The organism is Corynebacterium sp. BF-R-2 (assembly GCF_024586525.1).
In the GTDB taxonomy this organism is placed as follows: Bacteria; Actinomycetota; Actinomycetes; order Mycobacteriales; family Mycobacteriaceae; genus Corynebacterium; species Corynebacterium singulare.
Map to the genome: position 1 here is coordinate 124,285 of NZ_JAMFTP010000007.1, position 17,970 is coordinate 142,254.

12 protein-coding genes are annotated in these 17,970 nt (G+C 57.8%); 2 read left to right on the top strand and 10 right to left on the bottom strand.

Features of this window, described 5'->3' with window-relative positions; all coding sequences use genetic code 11:
- Nucleotides 1–12: 12 nt before the first annotated feature.
- From M5J09_RS06435 to M5J09_RS06455, 5 genes are read right to left on the bottom strand one after another with little or no spacing between them, the layout of a single operon-like run.
- Nucleotides 13–1,644 (bottom strand): AMP-binding protein, encoded by a 1,632-nt coding sequence (locus tag M5J09_RS06435; protein ID WP_042528967.1) that lies wholly within the window; start codon nucleotides 1,642–1,644, stop codon nucleotides 13–15.
- On the bottom strand, nucleotides 1,641–2,249 hold the full coding sequence (locus M5J09_RS06440; RefSeq protein ID WP_014303369.1) for a VOC family protein: 609 nt from the start codon (nucleotides 2,247–2,249) through the stop codon (nucleotides 1,641–1,643). The genes M5J09_RS06435 and M5J09_RS06440 overlap by 4 nt, the downstream gene beginning before the upstream one ends.
- A complete protein-coding gene (locus M5J09_RS06445; RefSeq protein WP_070419941.1) occupies nucleotides 2,242–7,776 on the bottom strand; it encodes a non-ribosomal peptide synthetase in 5,535 nt (1,844 codons plus the stop codon). Before M5J09_RS06445 ends, M5J09_RS06440 begins: the two co-directional genes overlap by 8 nt.
- Nucleotides 7,758–8,903, bottom strand: a complete 1,146-nt coding sequence (locus tag M5J09_RS06450; RefSeq protein WP_042528971.1) for a Gfo/Idh/MocA family oxidoreductase — start codon at nucleotides 8,901–8,903, stop codon at nucleotides 7,758–7,760. Before M5J09_RS06450 ends, M5J09_RS06445 begins: the two co-directional genes overlap by 19 nt.
- Nucleotides 8,904–8,945: 42 nt before the next feature.
- Nucleotides 8,946–9,545, bottom strand: coding sequence for a hypothetical protein (locus M5J09_RS06455; RefSeq protein WP_232218841.1), 600 nt, complete (start codon nucleotides 9,543–9,545; stop codon nucleotides 8,946–8,948).
- Nucleotides 9,546–10,405: 860 nt separating this feature from the next.
- Between M5J09_RS06455 and M5J09_RS06460 the strand changes: the two genes are divergently transcribed.
- Together M5J09_RS06460 and M5J09_RS06465 are read left to right on the top strand one after the other, a co-directional pair.
- Nucleotides 10,406–10,684: a hypothetical protein gene (locus tag M5J09_RS06460; RefSeq protein ID WP_187357575.1), complete on the top strand. Its 279-nt coding sequence runs from the start codon at nucleotides 10,406–10,408 to the stop codon at nucleotides 10,682–10,684.
- 20 nt (nucleotides 10,685–10,704) lie between these two features.
- Complete coding sequence (locus M5J09_RS06465; protein WP_369816007.1) at nucleotides 10,705–11,358, top strand: hypothetical protein; 654 nt, start codon at nucleotides 10,705–10,707, stop codon at nucleotides 11,356–11,358.
- Between the two features lie 29 nt (nucleotides 11,359–11,387).
- Here the strand turns inward: M5J09_RS06465 and M5J09_RS06470 are convergent, their stop codons facing one another.
- The 5 genes from M5J09_RS06470 to M5J09_RS06490 form a co-directional block, all read right to left on the bottom strand.
- Nucleotides 11,388–13,097: an ABC transporter ATP-binding protein gene (locus M5J09_RS06470; RefSeq protein WP_070684484.1), complete on the bottom strand. Its 1,710-nt coding sequence runs from the start codon at nucleotides 13,095–13,097 to the stop codon at nucleotides 11,388–11,390.
- Nucleotides 13,097–14,056 carry an ABC transporter permease gene (locus M5J09_RS06475; protein ID WP_070538495.1) on the bottom strand — a complete coding sequence of 320 codons (960 nt, stop codon included), beginning with the start codon at nucleotides 14,054–14,056 and terminating at the stop codon, nucleotides 13,097–13,099. Before M5J09_RS06475 ends, M5J09_RS06470 begins: the two co-directional genes overlap by 1 nt.
- Nucleotides 14,049–14,975 carry an ABC transporter permease gene (locus M5J09_RS06480; protein ID WP_042528981.1) on the bottom strand — a complete coding sequence of 309 codons (927 nt, stop codon included), beginning with the start codon at nucleotides 14,973–14,975 and terminating at the stop codon, nucleotides 14,049–14,051. Before M5J09_RS06480 ends, M5J09_RS06475 begins: the two co-directional genes overlap by 8 nt.
- A gap of 203 nt (nucleotides 14,976–15,178) precedes the next feature.
- A complete protein-coding gene (locus tag M5J09_RS06485; protein ID WP_257157329.1) occupies nucleotides 15,179–16,774 on the bottom strand; it encodes an ABC transporter substrate-binding protein in 1,596 nt (531 codons plus the stop codon).
- Between the two features lie 222 nt (nucleotides 16,775–16,996).
- A complete protein-coding gene (locus tag M5J09_RS06490; protein ID WP_257157330.1) occupies nucleotides 16,997–17,899 on the bottom strand; it encodes an alpha/beta fold hydrolase in 903 nt (300 codons plus the stop codon).
- Between the last annotated feature and the right edge of the window lie 71 nt (nucleotides 17,900–17,970).

A 17,970-nucleotide genomic window follows, 5' to 3' on the forward strand; every position in this document is an offset into this window, starting at 1 on the left:
GGTCTTGTCCTCTCAGCTTTGTTCGGATTCACGGTCAGTAAATTGCGCTGCCGCGAGAGCACGCAGCTTTTTCTTGTCGACCTTGCCGATGTTGATCAGTGGAATTTCGTCGACAGTGATCACCTGGTCCGGCACCTTGTATCGGGCTACGCCTCGGGTGAGGAAATCATCCAGAATGGCGGAGCGGTTAACGCCTGGTTGGGCGACGATGGCTGCAACGGTGCGCTCTCCCAGTGCTCTATCTGGCATTGGGAAGACGGCTGCAGCACTAATGCCTGGAGTTCCAGACAAGAGTGTCTCGACCTCAGAAGGGGAGACGTTTTCGCCCAGGCGATTGATCTGTTCAACCACGCGCCCGTACAGCACCAGGTTGCCGTCCTCGGTAAGGTAGCCACGGTCACCGGTGCGGAAGAAACCATCCTCGGTGAAACAGTCCGGGGTATCGCGGTTTCCTTCGTAGCCGAAGAAAGTATAAGGGCCCTTTTCTAGTATCTCTCCCGGCTCGCCTCCCGGGCCATCGATTACCAACTCGTCAGCATCAGAGATGGGACGACCTTGCGTGCCAAGAATCACCGCTGGAGGGTCATCAATACGCGTGAACGTAGTGATGCCTTCACCCATGCCATAACCCTGGTGGATACGCACACCGAAACGATCCTGTATTGCCTCACCTAAGCCGTCGTTAAGCGCCGCTGCGCCAATGATAATTCGCTCCAAGGAAGAGAAATCTGCGGGAAACCACTCTGCGGCCTCCACCCACACCTCGGCTACCGCAGGAACTAGTGCAGTCAGCGTGACCCCGTGGGTCGCAATGGCCGGAAACGCCTCATCGAAGGCTGCGCTGGTGCACAGAACCACAGTGCCGCCCGAAAGCAAGGTGCCCAGAATCCCGGGCTGAGCTAAGGCGAAATCATGAGAGGTAGATAGAACCGCCAAGTATACCGTATCTGGCCCGACGCCGCAGCACTGTGCCGCCGCACGGGTGTTATATGCATACGCCTCATGTACCCGGGGAATTATTTTTGGCATGTTCGTGGTTCCGCCAGACAAAAGATTCAGCGCAACGCTGCGTGGATCCGGCCACTTAGTAGGCGGAGAACATTTGGTAGAAATCGGGGCAGTGAAGAGACCTGGCAGAACTCGGTACGAGGACTCCTTGTCGTGCGTGGGTCCGTTATCGGCCCACAGTTCTTTGAGTCCGAGCTCGCCGGGTCCCATAGCCTCTACCATGGCTACGGTGTCAAAACCGAGATGGTCGCGGCCACCGATATAAGCAACTGGGTGTAAAGACTCACACAACGCTGCAACTTCGGCCTCTCTATGCGCGGGAAGCAGCAGGGTTGGGATAGCACCCACGCGCATCAGCGCAAGCAGAGTCACCACATACGCTGCGGTGTTTGGCAGTTGCAGTAGCACGTGGTCTCCTGGCGAGAGGCCGCTTTCTCGTAGCTCCTCGGTGAACACACAAAGTGATTGCTCGAGTTGTGCGTAGGTCAGGTGTGCGTCGTCAGCGATGACAGCTACATGGTCCGAATAAATCTCGGATGATTCGAACAGTTCCTGGCACAGGCTTTTTCGGGCCAGGTGGCCGGTGCCTTCGTAATGCTTCAACACACTGTTGCGGTCGATATCGCGCCCTCTCATGCAAACTCCAAATCAATCGTGCCTGTGCCGGAACGGCAGGTGAGGCCGCCGTCGACACCAACGTGCTTACAAATGCTTAATGTCTTCTCACTGGCCGCAAAATCGATGTCGGTTATGTGGGTAATCCCGTTAGGATGCGGGGTGCTGCGATGGGTATCAATGGCAAAGGGGGTCACGAAAAGCGGGATCGCCCAGTCGTCGGGTGACAGACACCAGCAGGCGAGCCGTCTGCCAGCGGGATCCTTGCGGGAGAACGGGATTGTCAGGCTCTTGGTTTGATGAGAATCAAAAATCTCCTTTATGTGGTCAAATTCCTTGCGCTGCGCCTCCAGTACCACCCGTGAGTACCCCTGTGACATGGTGGCGAATCTGTCATAGGAGTCGACGAATTTTCCATTGCCAGTAAGGTGTAAAAGTTGGCGGAAAAACGGTGGTACGTCGGCTCGCTCTCGTATCTCCAGGTAGGGACCCTCGCAGAAATAAATAAGCGCGCTTGCAGCGTTTTTCTGTTGTCCTGGTTCAACGTCAAAGCCGCGCGAACGGAAGTAATTAATTGAGTTCTCTAGGTCGTCTGCTTTATAGATAATGTGTCCCACATTAGCCATTTCGTTGTTCCCTCTCCGTGAAGAACGGAAGTAGTGAGGGTACGTTCTCCTGTAGCAGGCAGGTGGCATGAGAACCGGCCACGGCATGTATCTGCAGGTTGCCGAGCACGGTCGCTGGCCAATCGATGTCTCCGCCTAGGCTCGGGTAAAAACCAGTTACACCTTCGGTAGGCTGCAGTACGACTACATCACCGAAATAGACATCGGGGACGTAGTCGATGGTTCCGAGTAACGAATGCCGGAAGACATCGTATAGGATGTCCAGCATCCCGCGAGTGGACTCGGAGTCTGTGTCGAATTCACGGATGCTTCGGTAGATGAGTTTGCGGCGCGCCCTGGGACTCAACACCGCCATCTTTTGGAAGAATTCCCCGATATCTGCGTATGGGCCTTCAAGGGTACACAGTTCTTCGTCACTGATATTGCGGTTGATGCCATCAAGGGTGTGCTCCAGGGCTGCTGCGAGGGTTTTGAGGTCGAAGTTCGCCCCCATTGCACTTAGGTCAGCGTTGAAAATGCACCCATAGGCGAGCTCACACAGCAGTTCATTAGTGACCCGGTGCGGGCACTGGTGGGTGCTGATGCAAGTTACCTGGCGCACGTCGCGGCCGAGTTCGGTGAGCGCCTTCGCGGTCTCCAGCGCTAACATACCGCCAATGCAGTAGCCGACCAACTGATAAGATTCCATATCCAACTCATCAAGTTCCTGGGCGTAGCTCTGGGCCAGATCCCTGATCAGCGTACGGGTTGTGTAGTCCAGGAATCGATCTGCGTCACCAGCGGTAAAACCAACGTGGGCAATCTCTGGCTGGCGTTGAAGCAGTTCGGGCATCAAGAACTCGTAGTCCTTCAGGCGGCCAGTGCCAGCGTGGATCATCACGCGGCAGAACGTTGCGTCCTTCGGCAATCGGTATACATGCAGATTTGAAGACCCAGTTGGAGAGCCACTGGCTACAGTAGACAGAGCAGTCAGTTCAGGGGAGGTATGATTAGCAGAATTAACGGCTTTTAATGCTTCGGGTTGACAGCTACTTCCTGCAGCCTGTGCTAGCGCGGAAATGCCTGCGATGGTTGGCACCTTGAGTACGCCACGCATAAGGGCGTCCCACGTGTGCTGCTGTAGGCCAGGTATTTCTTGGCGGAGCCGGGTTACCGTTTCGGCCATGAGCAGTGAGTCACCCCCAAGCGCATAGAAGTCATCATTGCGCCCAACCTCCGTGGTGTCGAGGACATCGCGCCAGATAGTCGCTATCTGCTCTTCCGTTTCGTTGCGTGGAGGATCGATCCGGTTGTTGGGGCTTCCCACCGGTTCTAAGCAGAGTTGCGCTAGGGCCTTGCGGTCTACCTTGCCATTTGAGGTTAACGGCAATTCCGGTAGTACATTGACGGAAGCCGGAACCATGTAACCCGGTAGGTGAGCACGCAGGTAGCCCAGAATGTCTTCACTGTTGAGCGTGGGGACATCGTCGTCATCGGCACCAACGATGATGAGTCGTTGCCCGCATTCGCGCAACGGGTCACTAGTGTTTGGGTACTCCGCGATGCGGTGCATCTGGGTATCCCTGAAGACCTGATCCCACTGCGCGTCCTCGATGAACACCTTGTGTGATTCCGCACGGTGGTCCGTGAAATCAACCAGATTCATCTTGATGGACACCGAGATAAGGGCTGCGTAAAGTTCAGTGATCGGCTCTACTATGACGATCACGCCCCCGGGGCGGCGCAGCTGCTTTAAGCGGGTGAATGACTCCTCGATATTTACTGAATTATGCAGTACGTTGGCGCACAAAATGATGTCGTAACCGCCGAACTCTACATCTTGCGATGTGCAGTCTGAGTTCATATCAAACAGGCCATAGGTCATGGCACCACAATGCGCGAACATTTTTTGGGCTTTATGTAGGAAGAATGTCGAAATATCGGTGAAGCGGTATTCGATTACGTTCTCGGGGAGTCGGCTAACAATTTTTTCCGTCGTAGCACCTATGCCAGCGCCGACCTCGAGGATCCTTACCGGATGATCAGCGTGGTGCTCGGCAATGCCGATCACTGCCTCTGCGGCCGCAGCATTCATCGCCTTGCTAATGCGGTTTTCGCCGTAAATGGTGCGGGCGTTATGGGTATCTCCCTCCGGGAAGAACACCTCGGTGGGACTGATCTCTCCGCGCAACTGGGAAAGAAGCGCCTCAGCTGCGTGCCGTTGGTAATTGAATAATTCCTTACTGTTATTGATTTCCGCTTCCATGTTGCCGAACTGATCCCAGGCCTCTCCGAACACGAAGAAGTCCAGGGTCTGTTGGCTGACAGTCCAACCCTCATCATCCTTAGTGGCTAAGCCTTCTCCAGTCAGAATATTGAGCCAACGGGTTATGAGTTCGCGATACTCTTCGGAGGGATGGATCGCCGCGGTGATTTCCGTAAGAGTGTGGTATTTTCCTGCAACGAGGAAAACACCGGCTTGTTGGAAAGCCGCGAGCAAAGCAGCCATCGCGGCTTCGTTTCCCAGCCGCATCCATGTGGCAAATATTCCCGTGTCAAGGCTCGTATCTGCAGGTGTCCAGCGCTGCTCAAGCATTGTACGGAGCTCCGAGTTTCTGATTTGCCCAGCATCCTTGAGCTCATCTTTGTCGCTCTGTGCATCAGTGACGAAAGCATGTAGTTTAATTGGGTCACTGGTTTCCTGGGTGAGTACTATAGCGCGTTCGACGAAGTCGTTGGATTCGAGGACTCCTTCTATCTCGCCGGTTTCCACTCGATAGCCGTTGATTTTTAGTTGATTGTCCCGACGGCCGTGAAACTCGATTACGCCGTCTGGGCGGTAGCTTCCTATATCCCCGGTAGCGTACATACGTGTGCCATGCTTTTCGGAAAAGAAAAATTTCTCTGCTGTGGAGGTTGGATCGTTGAGGTAACCGGTGGCTAGGCTTTCCCCGGAAATATGGATTTGCCCTCGCACCCAGTCCGGACACTCATTGCAGGCCTCGTCGAGCACCCACATTCCTTGGTTGGGTAACGCGGTACCATATGGTATGCTAGTTTCATTTGTGTGACAGGTCATCGGGTGGAAAATCGACCATATTCCGCCCTCCGTGGCGCCGCCGAGGCTGATGAGTTCAGCATTAGGGAAGTGGGGTGCAGCATGCGCTGGGAGAGTGCCCGGGATCCTGTCTCCGGACAGCATAACCAGGTCTAGGCTGAGGATGTTCGGGTGACGGGTCACCTCTACCTCTCGCACAAGCATTTGGAACAGTGCAGGAACAGAGTTCCAGGTATCGACGTTGTTATCAACAAGGAAATCGATCCATTTGCTGGGGTTTCGCGATTCCTCGTCTAACGGCAGGACCAAAGTGCCACCGCTTGCGAAGGTACCGAAGATGTCATACACGGATAAGTCAAAGGATAACTTCGATACCCCCAATACCGTGCGTCTTTTATTTCGGCCGAGGAGATTGTTCACGCTATCTATGGTGTTCATTGCAGCCGAGTGCGTAACGACAACACCTTTTGGAATTCCGGTGCTGCCTGAGGTGAAGATGATGTAGGCGGTTTCGGTGGGGGAAACCGGTGAGGCTATGGTGCCACTGTACTGTATCGGGCTGAGAGTATCGACGTTGATGTTGGAGATATCGGTATTTTCTTCGGAGAAATGAGAATTAGTGATGACGTTGGCAGGACGACACGCTTCTATCATTGAACGTTGGCGGATTGCGGGTTGCTCGTGATCGATCGGCACGTAGGCTGCACCAGTTGATACCACGGCAACAGCGGCAGCTATTTGCCATACTCCGTTACCTAGGACGATGGCAATGTAATCTCCGGGACCGACATCAGAGAGCTCATGCTGTAATGCCCCGACGTAGCCAGCCAGATGTTGGTAGCTGTAGGTTTTTCCGCCACACACCAGCGCTGGCTGGTGTGGGTGCTGCTGGACGTTATCCCAAAACCCGTCGTGGAGGCATCGGGTGGTCTGCTGTACGTGGGTTTTGTGAATGCGGTTACGGATGGCGATCGTCTTATCGGGCAAGTGGACTGAATCAGTTTCCTGCCACGCCGAACCGTCGTCGACCAGGCGATCGAGTAGGTCGGTAAATGACTCCCACATGTCGTCGATCAACGCCGGTTCAAAGACGTCCTCTCGCACGTCCCAGTTGACGTTGCAAGAGCCTCCGTCCTGGAATGCCTGACAGTCAATCCATACCTGCGGCGTTCGGCTTACGCCGGAGACAAGGTTGTAGGCCGGACCATTGTTGTGCGGTGTGTCTGCACCCAACGCGCTGGTGAATACTACCGGGATTACCGCGGGCTGCCCGGTAGTGCGGGCTATATCGCGCAACACGTCAACCCCGGAATACGCAGCGTGTGATAGCTCTTCGGATAGCTGCTCCTGGGTTGCGTGCACGCGCTCACTAAAGGTTCCAGTGTGCGGATGGCAAGCATGTAGGGTCATCTCGGTAAAGTCTCCGATAATACGGTTGATTCCGGCAATGGCAGAATCTCGGTTCATCGAAGTGACATTGACGCAAAAGTCACTTGTGGAGGACCAACGGCGCAGTACATCGGCGTAGGCGGTAAGTAGCGTCGCCGAAGGAGTGACGCCGTGAGTGCTTGCTGCGTCGGTGAGCTTTGACCATGCTGCTGGCGAGCATCGCCAGGTACGCCGGGTGAAACGCACCGGCATTTCGGATGTGCGATCGGCTGAGGTCAGCGTCGGCAGTAAGGGTTTGCCGGACAACGAGGGGATGATCTCGGACCAGTACTTTTTTGCATTGGTGCGTGCAGCGAAGCCAGCGGCACTCTGGCTGTGGTGGTTACGGGAGGTGATTATATCCCGAAACGTGGTGTCCTCTAGTTCCGGTAGAACGTTACCTGCGTAGAGAGTTAGAAGTTCCTCGACCATCACCCTCACGCTTACAAAGTCGGCGATGATCATGTCCACCGAAAACTGTAGGATGCTGCATTCGTCAAATTGCAAAAGCTGGAATTCGTGCAGTGGCCAGGTGCCCAACGGGTAGCTACGGTTTTCCAATTTTGCGCGGTGACGAAGATACTCGGCGTCCGGGACATCTGGGTTGTGGCCCGCGAGGTCTACAGCTTGTAGCACCGGCAAACTGCGAGATTTAACCACCTGCAGCGAATCCGGTGGAACGACCACTGCAGAGAGCATGTCATGGCGCTGGATGAGTTCGTGCCAGGCCTGTTCAAGGCGGCTGCGATCAAGGCGTTCCGTTCGTATTTCGGCGTAGCTGTGGCACCCGGTGCCACCCAGATCATAGCCTTCGTTCTGACCGGTTGCGTATGCGCGCTGAATATCGGTCATGGGGAAGGGGGCGAACCGTGCTTGCTCATCATGCGGAACGGCCTCCCGCTCACGCAACCATGCCAAAACCTTTTCCTTATTTGACCTTAAGGCCGCGAGGTCTTCCTCGCGCAAGGAACCCTTGGGTGAACGGTAGTTGAGTCGATCGCCGTTCACCCATAGCGCTATACCGCGGGATTCAAGGTCGTTAATCAGCGCTGTGACATCCATGTTATCTCTCCTGTGTTCCGGTGGTTGGGGTTGTTTCGCTCAATGGGGGAGGTATGAGACTCCCCCAGCGGCCACATCAGACTCTCGAGACTGAGTGGTTCGGCATGCATAGCTGCTTGGACGGTACATGTGGGACCCAGTAATTGTCCGGTGCGCGCCCAGACTGCGCACAATGCCAGGAGGTATTCGGCTTCTTGCGCTTCGTTCTTGGAGCACGCCAACTTGTCATATACTTCGTTCAGAAACTCCGCAATGCCTGCAGGCCAGGTATGGTCGTAGAGGGCGACACGGGTAACGCACGGCTCGATAAGGAGATTCTCATGCAACTGTAGAGTGCTCAAACGATCATCGGCAGCAGTGCTTAGCAAGCCAGCTTGATCTCGTGGGATTGGGGTGTTTGGGTGCCAGATGATGGTTCCGTCAGTCTCGGTGAGCACCAGATTTCCGGCGTGCGTGAAAACAGTTATTCGATGCCCCACGTGAGCGAAATCGTCTGGCTTTTCTGGGTCGTTGTGATTAACCACGCGCAAGCAGAGCGGGGTTTTGCGTATCGAACCGGTGAGCGTAGTGAATATTCCGGTAACTTGGGTGTCGTCATCAAAGCTCCATGGGGTAAAACCGCCGGTAATCCTTCCGATGATATCGAGCGTTGAGAATAGAAAGTGAATGCTACATTCGGCGTCTATGTGGATGATTTTGAACTGCCTGGTTAGTGTTGTTGTGATTTCCAAGTACCGGGATATGGTTGGATTCCAGCGGTAGAAGGTGTTGAGCTTGAACTGCACGTTATTTTTCGCTGCCATCCGGTAGCAATCTACAGAGTCTTTCTTGTGGATCGGGTGCTCCATCACTACATGCTTGCCACGGCTTAAAAACTCTAGGGCGAGCTGCGTGCCGGAACCGCCAACGACGCTAGATCTGACCACCACACAGGCAAGATCAAAAGCGGGGAGATCTTCGATCTTGGTACACAGAGGTACGCCTAGCTGCTCTGCCAGCCGGCGCGACTGTTCGCTGCCCTGAGATAGGATTGCTACCAGCGAAAATTTATCCGCAAGCTTTTTTATCCCGTTGATGTATATACGGCCAAATGTTGTGCCGCATACGACGACGCGTACAGTGTTCATGCGACGGGCCTTTCTAGGTTCTGAGCCGAAATACCGGGGTTTTTAAATGAAGCCTGCATCGTCGTCATCACTCCATTGAGGTGCGTCGGTAGTTGCTGTAGGGCCGACGATTTTAATGTCGACGTTGTAAGAGGCCAGTGACGAGAGGACAGTTTGAGGGGCCGGCAGCTCATAGCCCCATTTCGGCCCGGTTAGTAGTTCGTCGCGGATAACGCTTTTTGTCGCTTCCGCAACAAAAAGAGCGGTGATGAAGGTGGAGTCCGGTGCGTGGACACTGCCTGAGACGCGAACAGGGCGGCCCCGTAGGGTGCCGTGGACAGTGGCTTGGATGGCAAACCAGTGGTTCTTTCCGGCATCGAGTTTGGTCTTCGCTGCAGCTATGTCTGCGCACAAATTCATGAGCGTGGTTGGGTCTGATATGTCGGTTTGTGAGAGCGCACGTAAAAGTAACTGCTGGGTGTCCCGGTCCGGTATGGCCGTGACCCCTATGAGGCGCGGAATAGAGAAATCTTGGGCCACCTTGCGTAGCTCGTTGGTGACGAACGGGCTTGCTATGAGTCCGTCATCGCTTGGGAAAGGTTCCAGATCTTCAGCGTGGATGCTCCCAGGTTGGTAAGCCACGAGGTCGCCGTCGACAATCATCTTCCCAGGATGTCCGTAGGAGTTGTGGGTACTTAGCACCACATCGACCAGACCCGACAGCCCGCCCCGGTCGCGTCCACCAGTGTAGAGAGTTACCGATTGACAGTCGTCGATTAGGCCCGCCAGGTGGCGTAGTAATAGACCGCTGAGACCGGGGGTAGCGCCGGCGTTGACCACGCACGGACGGTTGGTGGGATAGTTGTCGAATGAGTTGGCTCCGAACGGGTCTATATAGCCCACTGAGTCTGGTAGTGCCGACGCTACTGAGGTCTTGAGAAGACATGACGGTCCGGCGCAGTTGACGACGACATCAAGGTCACGGGAAAATTTGTTGACAGATTCCTCGTCGTGAGCGTCAACGATAGCGGTGCGCTCATCTGATGTGTGGTGAGACCGATTCCCGCAGTTCACCATATGTCCGCTAGCGCGCAACAGTGTGGCTACTTGGCGGCCTACTTCGCCATGCGAACCGAGAACCCCCACTCTTGCCGTCTCTCCTGTGCGAACCACTCAATGTCCTTTTCTTAGCGAGCACATAACGCCAGCTAGGGCCTGTTTAGGTTAGGCTACCCTGCGCGGCAATGAGTTGCAATAGATAGAGGGTAAAACGGCTCTTCCCAATCTAGAGTGCGTAGCAACATAGCTACCTGGCTGGGGGTAGGGGTCGTTGGGCCGGGTCAAAAGGATAGGCAGGGGGTGTTTTGGTGGTGTCGTGGCATAGCAAGAGGCCCTAGACGGTGCAAGATGGTCGTTATCACACAGTCCATCCAGCCACCTAGGGCCCTGACCATGAACTTGTGCAGGTATCAAGCTCCGGGTTTCGTAGAGGCTGTTTTTCTTGGTTTTCTACGCCACAGAGGATGCGACAGCGGTGGTGGACTTCCTCCCTTGATACGTACCCCACGTTGGGCGACTTCTTTCCGATTGCGTACATCGACGGCGACGACTACGCCGTCCTGCAGCGCACCGCCGACGGAGTCTTGTGCGGCCGCTACGACGCACTCGACAACGAATGGTGGGAGCAGCCCGCACAATCGTTCACCGAATGGTTCTATGCGATGGCTGCCCCACGCCAGAACAACGCACAGCCCGTGCATCCGCGCTTGCCCAACACCACAGCCTCGGCACCCTCACACTGATTGAAACCTACACATCCAAGGTGAAAAAGACCCTGGATGCCTGGAACCTCAGAATCACACTCACCGCCACACCCGCACACCGCATCCCACACGTTGCCGCCACGCGCCTGAAAGAACTCCGTGCTAAAAGAACCGCCAAACCAGGAGTGCGCATCACCTACAGAGCCAAAGGCCCCAACACACTCTCCATTACCGATGACGCGACCACGATTGCCAACATGCGCGCAGTACTCGAATCCACCAACACCACCGACCTACTCCAAGCCGCCAACGACATCTTCTTCAAAGAAGGCACTGGTTCCACACCCGCAGTGCGCACCCAAGTCATCATCACATTGAATGAGTTGGACCAGATCATTAACGGCGACGGGGACGAAATAGAACTCAACCTCACCAACGGTGCGCGCATGACAGGCGCGGAATTCCTCACCCACAAGTTTGCCGAAATTGGCTATGCCACCATCGTCCACCCCATTGAAGGACCCATCAACACTTGGCGGCTATCGCGTGGGGCAAACCTCAATCCTTCAAACAACACCACCCACAAACCACAACAAGGTACGCGGGGATTTCGGGGATCCCTGACCACGGTTAATGTGCCACAACATGCTGCGGGGTGTACCGGGACTCTTAAGCTCTTAAAGAACGAGACCCGCCAACCGGAGGACGGTTGACGGGTCAGTCGGCGTGGGTGGTGCGTGAGCTAGTGGCCGGTACCGATTTCTAGGTGCATGCCCGGAACCGAGTTGATGAGGTTGCGGGTGTACTCCTGCTGGGCGTTTTCGAAGATATCGTCGGCGGTGCCCTGTTCGACGGCCTGTCCCTTCTTCATGACCACTACGTCGTCGGCGGTCTGGCGGACCACCGCGAGGTCGTGGGTAATGAAGAGGTAGGACAGGCTGAGCTCTGACTGCAGCTCCGCGAGGAGCTGGATGATCTGGTTCTGCACCAGCACGTCGAGGGCGGAGACGGCCTCATCGAGGACGATGACCTCCGGGCGCAGCGCCAGCGCACGTGCAATGGCGATACGCTGGCGCTGGCCGCCGGAAAGCTCGTTGGGGTAGCGGCGCATGGCGGAGCGGGGCATGGAGACCATGTCGAGAAGCTCGGCCACGCGAGCCTCGCGCTCCTTGCGCGAGCCCACCTTGTGCAGCGCCATGGGTTCCTCGATGCACTTGTAAATCGAATACATCGGATCCAGCGAGCCATAGGGGTTCTGGAAGACCACCTGCATCTTGCGGCGGAGCTTGAACAGTTCCTGCTTCGATAGCGTCGAAGTATCGTGGCCTTCGAACTCGATGGTGCCGGAGGTCGGCTCCAGCAAGCCCAATACCATGTTGGCCACCGTGGACTTACCGGAACCGGACTCGCCCACCAACGCCAGGGTGGTGCCGCGGCGGATGTCGAAGGAGACATCGTCGACAGCCTTGAGCAGCTTCTTTCCACCGCGCTGGCCGCGGATATCGAATTCCTTGGTGAGGTTGCGGACCGAAATCACCGGAGCCTGCGCGGAAGCAGAGTCCGCGGTTGCGGTGCCCTGCTTGACGGCGGCGCCGATCGCCCCACCTGACTTCAGCTCCTTGGCCTTCACACCAGCTTTCTTGGCCGCGCGGATGCGGGAAGAGGCGAGGGAGGGGGCGGCGTCGACAAGCCGGCGCGTGTACGGATGCTGCGGGGAGCGCAGGATCTCGCGCGAGGGGCCCGACTCGACGATGCGGCCGCGGTGCATCACGATGAGGTGCTCCGCGCGCTCGGCCGCCAGTCCGAGGTCATGGGTAATGAAGAGCACCGCGTTACCCAGCTCCTCCGTGAGGTGCTCTAGGTGATCCAGGATGGTTTTCTGCACCGTCACGTCGAGGGCGGAGGTGGGCTCGTCGGCGATGAGCAACTTCGGGCGTGCGGCTAGGCCGATCGCGATGAGTGCGCGCTGGCGCATACCGCCGGAGAACTCGTGGGGGTACTGCTTGGCGCGGCGTTCGGCGTCGGGAAGCCCGGCTTCCTCCAGAAGCTCCACCACGCGTTCGTGGCGCTTGGAGCCTTCCACGACGTTGTTAGCTTTGAGGGATTCCTCAACCTGCGTGCCGATGCGCCACACCGGGTTGAGGTTGGACATCGGATCCTGCGGGACCAAGCCAATCTTGTCGCCGCGCAGCGATTCGAATTGCTTGTTGTTGTAGTGAGTGATGTCCTCGCCCTCAAAGAGGATCTGGCCGCCGGTGACCTTGCCGGTGCCCGGTAGCAGGCCCAGGATGGACATCGCCGTGGTGGACTTACCGGAACCGGACTCGCCCACGATGGCCACGGACTGGCCCGGGTAAATGGACATGTTGACGCCACGCACTGCCTCAACCACACCGGTGGAGGTGGTGAAGGAGATATGGACGTCCTTCATTTCAAGAAGTGGCTTAGTCATTAACGCTTCCTCGCCTTCGGATCGAGTGCGTCGCGGACGACGTCACCCATCATGATGAAGCTCAACACGGTCAGGCCCAGGGCACCGGCCGGGTAGAACAGGACTGCCGGGGCAACACGCAGGGAGGCCTGCGCGTCAGAAATGTCGCCGCCCCAGGACACGAACGTCGGCGGAAGGCCAATGCCCAGGAAGGACAGGGTTGCCTCCGCCACGATGTAGGTACCCAGTGCCACGGTGGCGTAGGAGATGATGGGTGCGGCGGCGTTCGGCAGGATGTGGCTGAAGAGGATGCGCCAGTTCGACGCACCGATGGAGCGCGCGGACTGCACGAATTCCTCGTTCTTGATGGAGACCACCGCACCGCGCGTAATGCGGGCGATGGACACCCAGCCGAACAGGCCGAGAACCAGGACCACGGTGATGATGGTGCGGTGCTCCTTGAACATCTGCATCACCACGATGGCGGCCAGCACCAGCGGGATAGCGAAGAAGATATCCGTGATACGGGAGAGGACGGAGTCGATCCAGCCGCCGAAGAAGCCGGCGATAGCACCGATGAGGGAGCCCAGAATCACGACAAGAATCGTCGTGAGGACACCCACGGCTACCGACGCCCGCGCACCGTAAATGACGCGCGCATAGATGTCGCAGCCCTGGCGGTTGAAGCCGAAGGGGTGGCCTGGCTCTGCAGGGGCGAGGGACTTGGACAGCTCGCACAGGCGAGGATCCGTGTTGGTGAACAGACCAGGGACAACGGCCATGAGGACAGCCACGAGGATCATGACGGCCGCGATCCAGAACAGTGGGCGGCGGCGCAGGTAGCGCCAGGCCTCGCCCCACTGGGAGGAGGGAGCGGATTCGTCCTTGACGGCGTCGACGGCGCCGAGACCCGTTTCGTCAGTTTCGGAGACGAAGTGTTCTTGGCCCGGGTAATGGGTGGTTTTCTCGAAGTTAGGCATAGCGGATCCTCGGATCAAGTACGGCGTAGAGGAGGTCAACAAGCAGGTTGGCGATGATGTAGATGATCACCAGAACCGTCGTGAAGGAGACGATCGTTGTCGGCTCACCGCGCAAGATGGCCTGGTACATGGTGCCGCCGACGCCGTTGATGCCGAAGATGCCTTCGGTAACAATCGCGCCGGTCATGAGCGCACCGATGTCGGCGCCGATGAAGGTGGCCACCGGGATGAGGGAGTTGCGCAGCACGTGGCGGCGGGTCACCGCGCCGTTGGACAGGCCCTTGGCGCGAGCTGTGCGGACGTAGTCAGCGCGCAGGTTCTCCGCCACGGACTGGCGGGTCAGGCGGATGACATACGCCAGCGAGAGGGCGCCGAGCACCATGGCGGGCATGAGGAGTGATTTCACCGAGGCGTTCGCGCCTACGGTCACTGGAAGGACGCCCCACTTGATGCCCACGATGTACTGGAAGACAAAGCCGATGACGAAAGACGGCACGGCGATGACAAGCAGGGAGATGACCAGCACAGTGGAATCGAAGAAACCACCGCGGCGCATGCCGGCAACAACGCCGAAGAAGATGCCAAAGATGGACTCAAAGATGATCGCCATGATGGTGAGCTTCACGGTGACGGGGAAGGCGTTGGCCATCACCTGGGTCACGGGCACGCCAGAGAAGGTCGTGCCGAAGTCCAGCATGAAAATGCCCTTGATGTAGAGCAGGTATTGGATGATGAACGGCTTGTCTAGGTTGTATTCCGCTTCGATGCGGGCGCGGGCAGCCTCGGTGAGGCCGCGGTCGCCGCCGAGGGCCTCGACGGGGTCGCCGGGCATCAAGAAGACGAGTGCGTAGATGAGCAGGGTGGCTCCGAAGAACACCGGGATCATCTGGAGCACTCGGCGCCCGATATAGCGCAGCATAGTGTGGTCCTTTACTCGTTGTGGGCAGGTGCTTGTCGACGCCCTCCTTAACAGGGCATCCACGTAGCTCATAAGAATTTTAGTGTGTGATCCATGCCGTTGAGAAATCTATAGGGCGTTTCGGATCACACCCTGGGGTAAAACGCGGGGCGACCCCCGCTGCCGGGGGCCGCGGGGGTCAGGCGAAGGAACGGCGGTGCGCGTTACTTCTTGGTGATGTTGTAGTACACCGGCTGGGACTTCCAGGAGAAGACAACGTTGTCGACGTTCTCGGAGTAGCCGCCGGTGGCGTTGGAGTACCACAGCGGGATGGCCGGCAGATCCTGGAACAGGATGGCCTGGGCCTCGTTGTACTTCTTTGTGGCCTCATCGTCAGACTTGGCAGTCAGTGCTTCCTCGAGCAGCTTGTCGAACTCCGGGTTGGTGTAATCGCCGTCGTTAGAGGAACCACCGGTCTTGTACAGCGGGGCAAGGAAGTTGCCCTGGCTCGGGTAGTCTGCCTGCCAACCGGTACGGAAGGCGGTCTTGATGGTGCGGTTGGTGACTTCATCGCGCAGGGACTTGAAGTCCGGGTACGGAGCGCCAACGGCTTCGATGCCGAGGGTGTTCTTGATGGAGTTGGCGGTGGCGTCTACCCAGCTCTTGTGGCCGCCGTCGGAGTTGTAGGCAATCTCCACGCTCGGGTTGTCCCACTTCTTGATCTTGTCCGCTTCGGCCCAGAGCTTCTTGGCCTTTTCCGGGTCGTACTTGAGGACCTCGTTGCCCTCAATGTCCTCGGAGTAGCCCGGCAGAACCGGGGAGGTGAAGTCCTTGGCCGGGGTGCGGGTGCCCTTGAAGATGGTTTCGGTGATCTCCTCGCGGTTGATGGCGTGGGAGATGGCCTGGCGGCGCAGGGCGCCTTCCTCGCCGGAGAAGTGCTCGAGGTTCTCACCCAGGGTGAAGGACTGGAACACGGCGGTCGGCTGGTTGACGGCGCGCTCGCCGAGGTCGGTCTCGTAGACGTCGAAGGCGGAGTCCGGGACGGCATCGAGGACGTCCAGGTTGCCGGAGAGCAGGTCGGCGTAGCCGGCATCCTGGGAGGCGTAGAAGACGAACTTGATGCCGTCGTTCTGCGGGGTCTGGCCGCCCTTGTATTCCTCATTCGGAACGACGGTGGCGTCCTGGTTGTGGTTCCACTCGGCGAGCTTGTATGGGCCGTTGGTGATTGGGTTCTGGCCGTAGGCGTCCATGTCGTCGTACGCAGACTCGTGGAGCGGGTAGAACGCGCTGTAGCCCAGCTGTGCCGGGAAATCCTGCTCCGGGCTGTTGAGGGCGATGGTGAAGGTGAGATCGTCGACGACCTTGAGGCCCTCAAGCTTCTCGACGCCCTCCTTAAAGCCCTTGATGTTGGAGAAGAAGGACGCATTGAGCTGGTCGTTAGCCACTGCGTAGTTCCACGCATCAACGAAGTTGTTCGCGGTGACCGGGGAGCCATCGGAGAAGGTGGACTCCTTGAGCTTGACGGTGAACTCGGTGTTGTCCTTGTTCGGCTCGATGGATTCGGCGAGCTCGTTCTGTGCTTTGCCCTCGCCGTCGTAGTAGACGAGACCGGAGTAGAGGGAATCAACGATACGGCCGCCGCCGACCTCATTGGTGTTCGCCGGAATCAGCGGGTTCTGCGGCTCGGAGCCGTTAACGATGACGTAATTGTCACCGGCCCCAGAGCCGGAAGCGGAGCTGGAGTCATCGCCACCGCATGCCGCGAGGGTGAGCGGCAGGGAAGCGACAGAAAGGACGGCAAGCGTCTTCTTGAGCGTCATGTGGGTCTTAGACCTCCGTGGTGCGAAAGATGTAGAAAACCTGTGGTTTTGGTTTGCTATGAAGCTACCGCGTGACGCACCTTATATACAAGGAATCGGAAAATATGTCCTGTGATAAAAGCTATAGTTCGCTAGATATTTTCCTACAACCTGCGTTTTCCTCGGAGAATAAAAAAGTACCCCACCCCCTGTGTGGGGTAGGGCACTGCTTGTCAGTGTATGTTACGTACTTCGCATCCAGTGGGTAAGGGTCTGCACGAAACTTCGCGGGTTCTCCAGGAACGGCAGATTCTTTGTGCCCGGAATGGTCGTGGCTGTAAAACCCCCGCGGCAGCGCCGCGCCGCACGGCGTGCCACCGGGCGCCACAGCAGCTGATCGGCATGGATAAACAGCACCGGTGCGCTCACCGTCAGATCGAGCCAGCTCAAGGGCACCGCGGCCGTGCGGAGGCGGTGGTTCCACAAAATACCGCGGCGCACGTTACCAATCTGGGAGGCCGCAACCCTCAGGCGCAGCGTCTCCTCACGCTCACCGCCCCCAAAGGAGCCCAGCGCATCGAGGTCCAGCTCCCTGCGATACGTGGATTCCCGCATGAGCAGGCTTGGAGCGTGCAGCCAACCCAAGCGGCACAGCGTCGAACGCAGCAAAAGCCACCCGAAATCCCAGGGGCGGGCAGCTACCGCACGGCGCAGGTCTGCCGGGTGCGCAGCGGAGACCGACACCAACCCGCGCACGCGCTCCGGGCGTTCGGTGGCCAACGCCCAAGCCACCGCGCCGCCGGTATCGGCGCCGATGAGGAAAGCGTCGTCGTGCCCCAACGCTCGGATTGCGCCACTGACATCACCCACCGCAACACGGATGTCTTGGCCTGGCTCCAGTGGGGGCTTATCTGACATTCCAAAGCCGCGCATGTCGAGGGCGGCGACGTGGAAGCCGGCGTCGGCAAGCAGTGCGATGACCTCCCTAAAGTCGAACCATCCGCCGAAGGATCCGTGCAACAGCACGACGAGGGGATTGTCCGGATCACCGGCGGTTGCCGCGTGGAGGCGGATACCGCGCGTGTGGAGAAACTCATGCTCAAAGGGGCCATCGAGTTCCACCACAGAGGGGGACAGGGAGGTCATTGCCGCAGGCCTTTCTATAGACGAAATCCGCCCCACAGCGAGGTTGTGCGCTTGGGGCGGGGAGGAGGAGA

Bases quoted from the DNA above. Each gene is read 5' to 3' on its own strand.
- M5J09_RS06435 (WP_042528967.1), bottom strand. From the start codon at position 1,644: ATGAGAGGGCGCGATATCGACCGCAACAGTGTGTTGAAGCATTACGAA.
- M5J09_RS06440 (WP_014303369.1), bottom strand. From the start codon at position 2,249: ATGGCTAATGTGGGACACATTATCTATAAAGCAGACGACCTAGAGAAC.
- M5J09_RS06445 (WP_070419941.1), bottom strand. From the start codon at position 7,776: ATGGATGTCACAGCGCTGATTAACGACCTTGAATCCCGCGGTATAGCG.
- M5J09_RS06450 (WP_042528971.1), bottom strand. From the start codon at position 8,903: ATGAACACTGTACGCGTCGTCGTATGCGGCACAACATTTGGCCGTATA.
- M5J09_RS06455 (WP_232218841.1), bottom strand. From the start codon at position 9,545: ATGATTGTCGACGGCGACCTCGTGGCTTACCAACCTGGGAGCATCCAC.
- M5J09_RS06460 (WP_187357575.1), top strand. From the start codon at position 10,406: ATGCGACAGCGGTGGTGGACTTCCTCCCTTGATACGTACCCCACGTTG.
- M5J09_RS06470 (WP_070684484.1), bottom strand. From the start codon at position 13,097: ATGACTAAGCCACTTCTTGAAATGAAGGACGTCCATATCTCCTTCACC.
- M5J09_RS06475 (WP_070538495.1), bottom strand. From the start codon at position 14,056: ATGCCTAACTTCGAGAAAACCACCCATTACCCGGGCCAAGAACACTTC.
- M5J09_RS06480 (WP_042528981.1), bottom strand. From the start codon at position 14,975: ATGCTGCGCTATATCGGGCGCCGAGTGCTCCAGATGATCCCGGTGTTC.
- M5J09_RS06485 (WP_257157329.1), bottom strand. From the start codon at position 16,774: ATGACGCTCAAGAAGACGCTTGCCGTCCTTTCTGTCGCTTCCCTGCCG.
- M5J09_RS06490 (WP_257157330.1), bottom strand. From the start codon at position 17,899: ATGACCTCCCTGTCCCCCTCTGTGGTGGAACTCGATGGCCCCTTTGAG.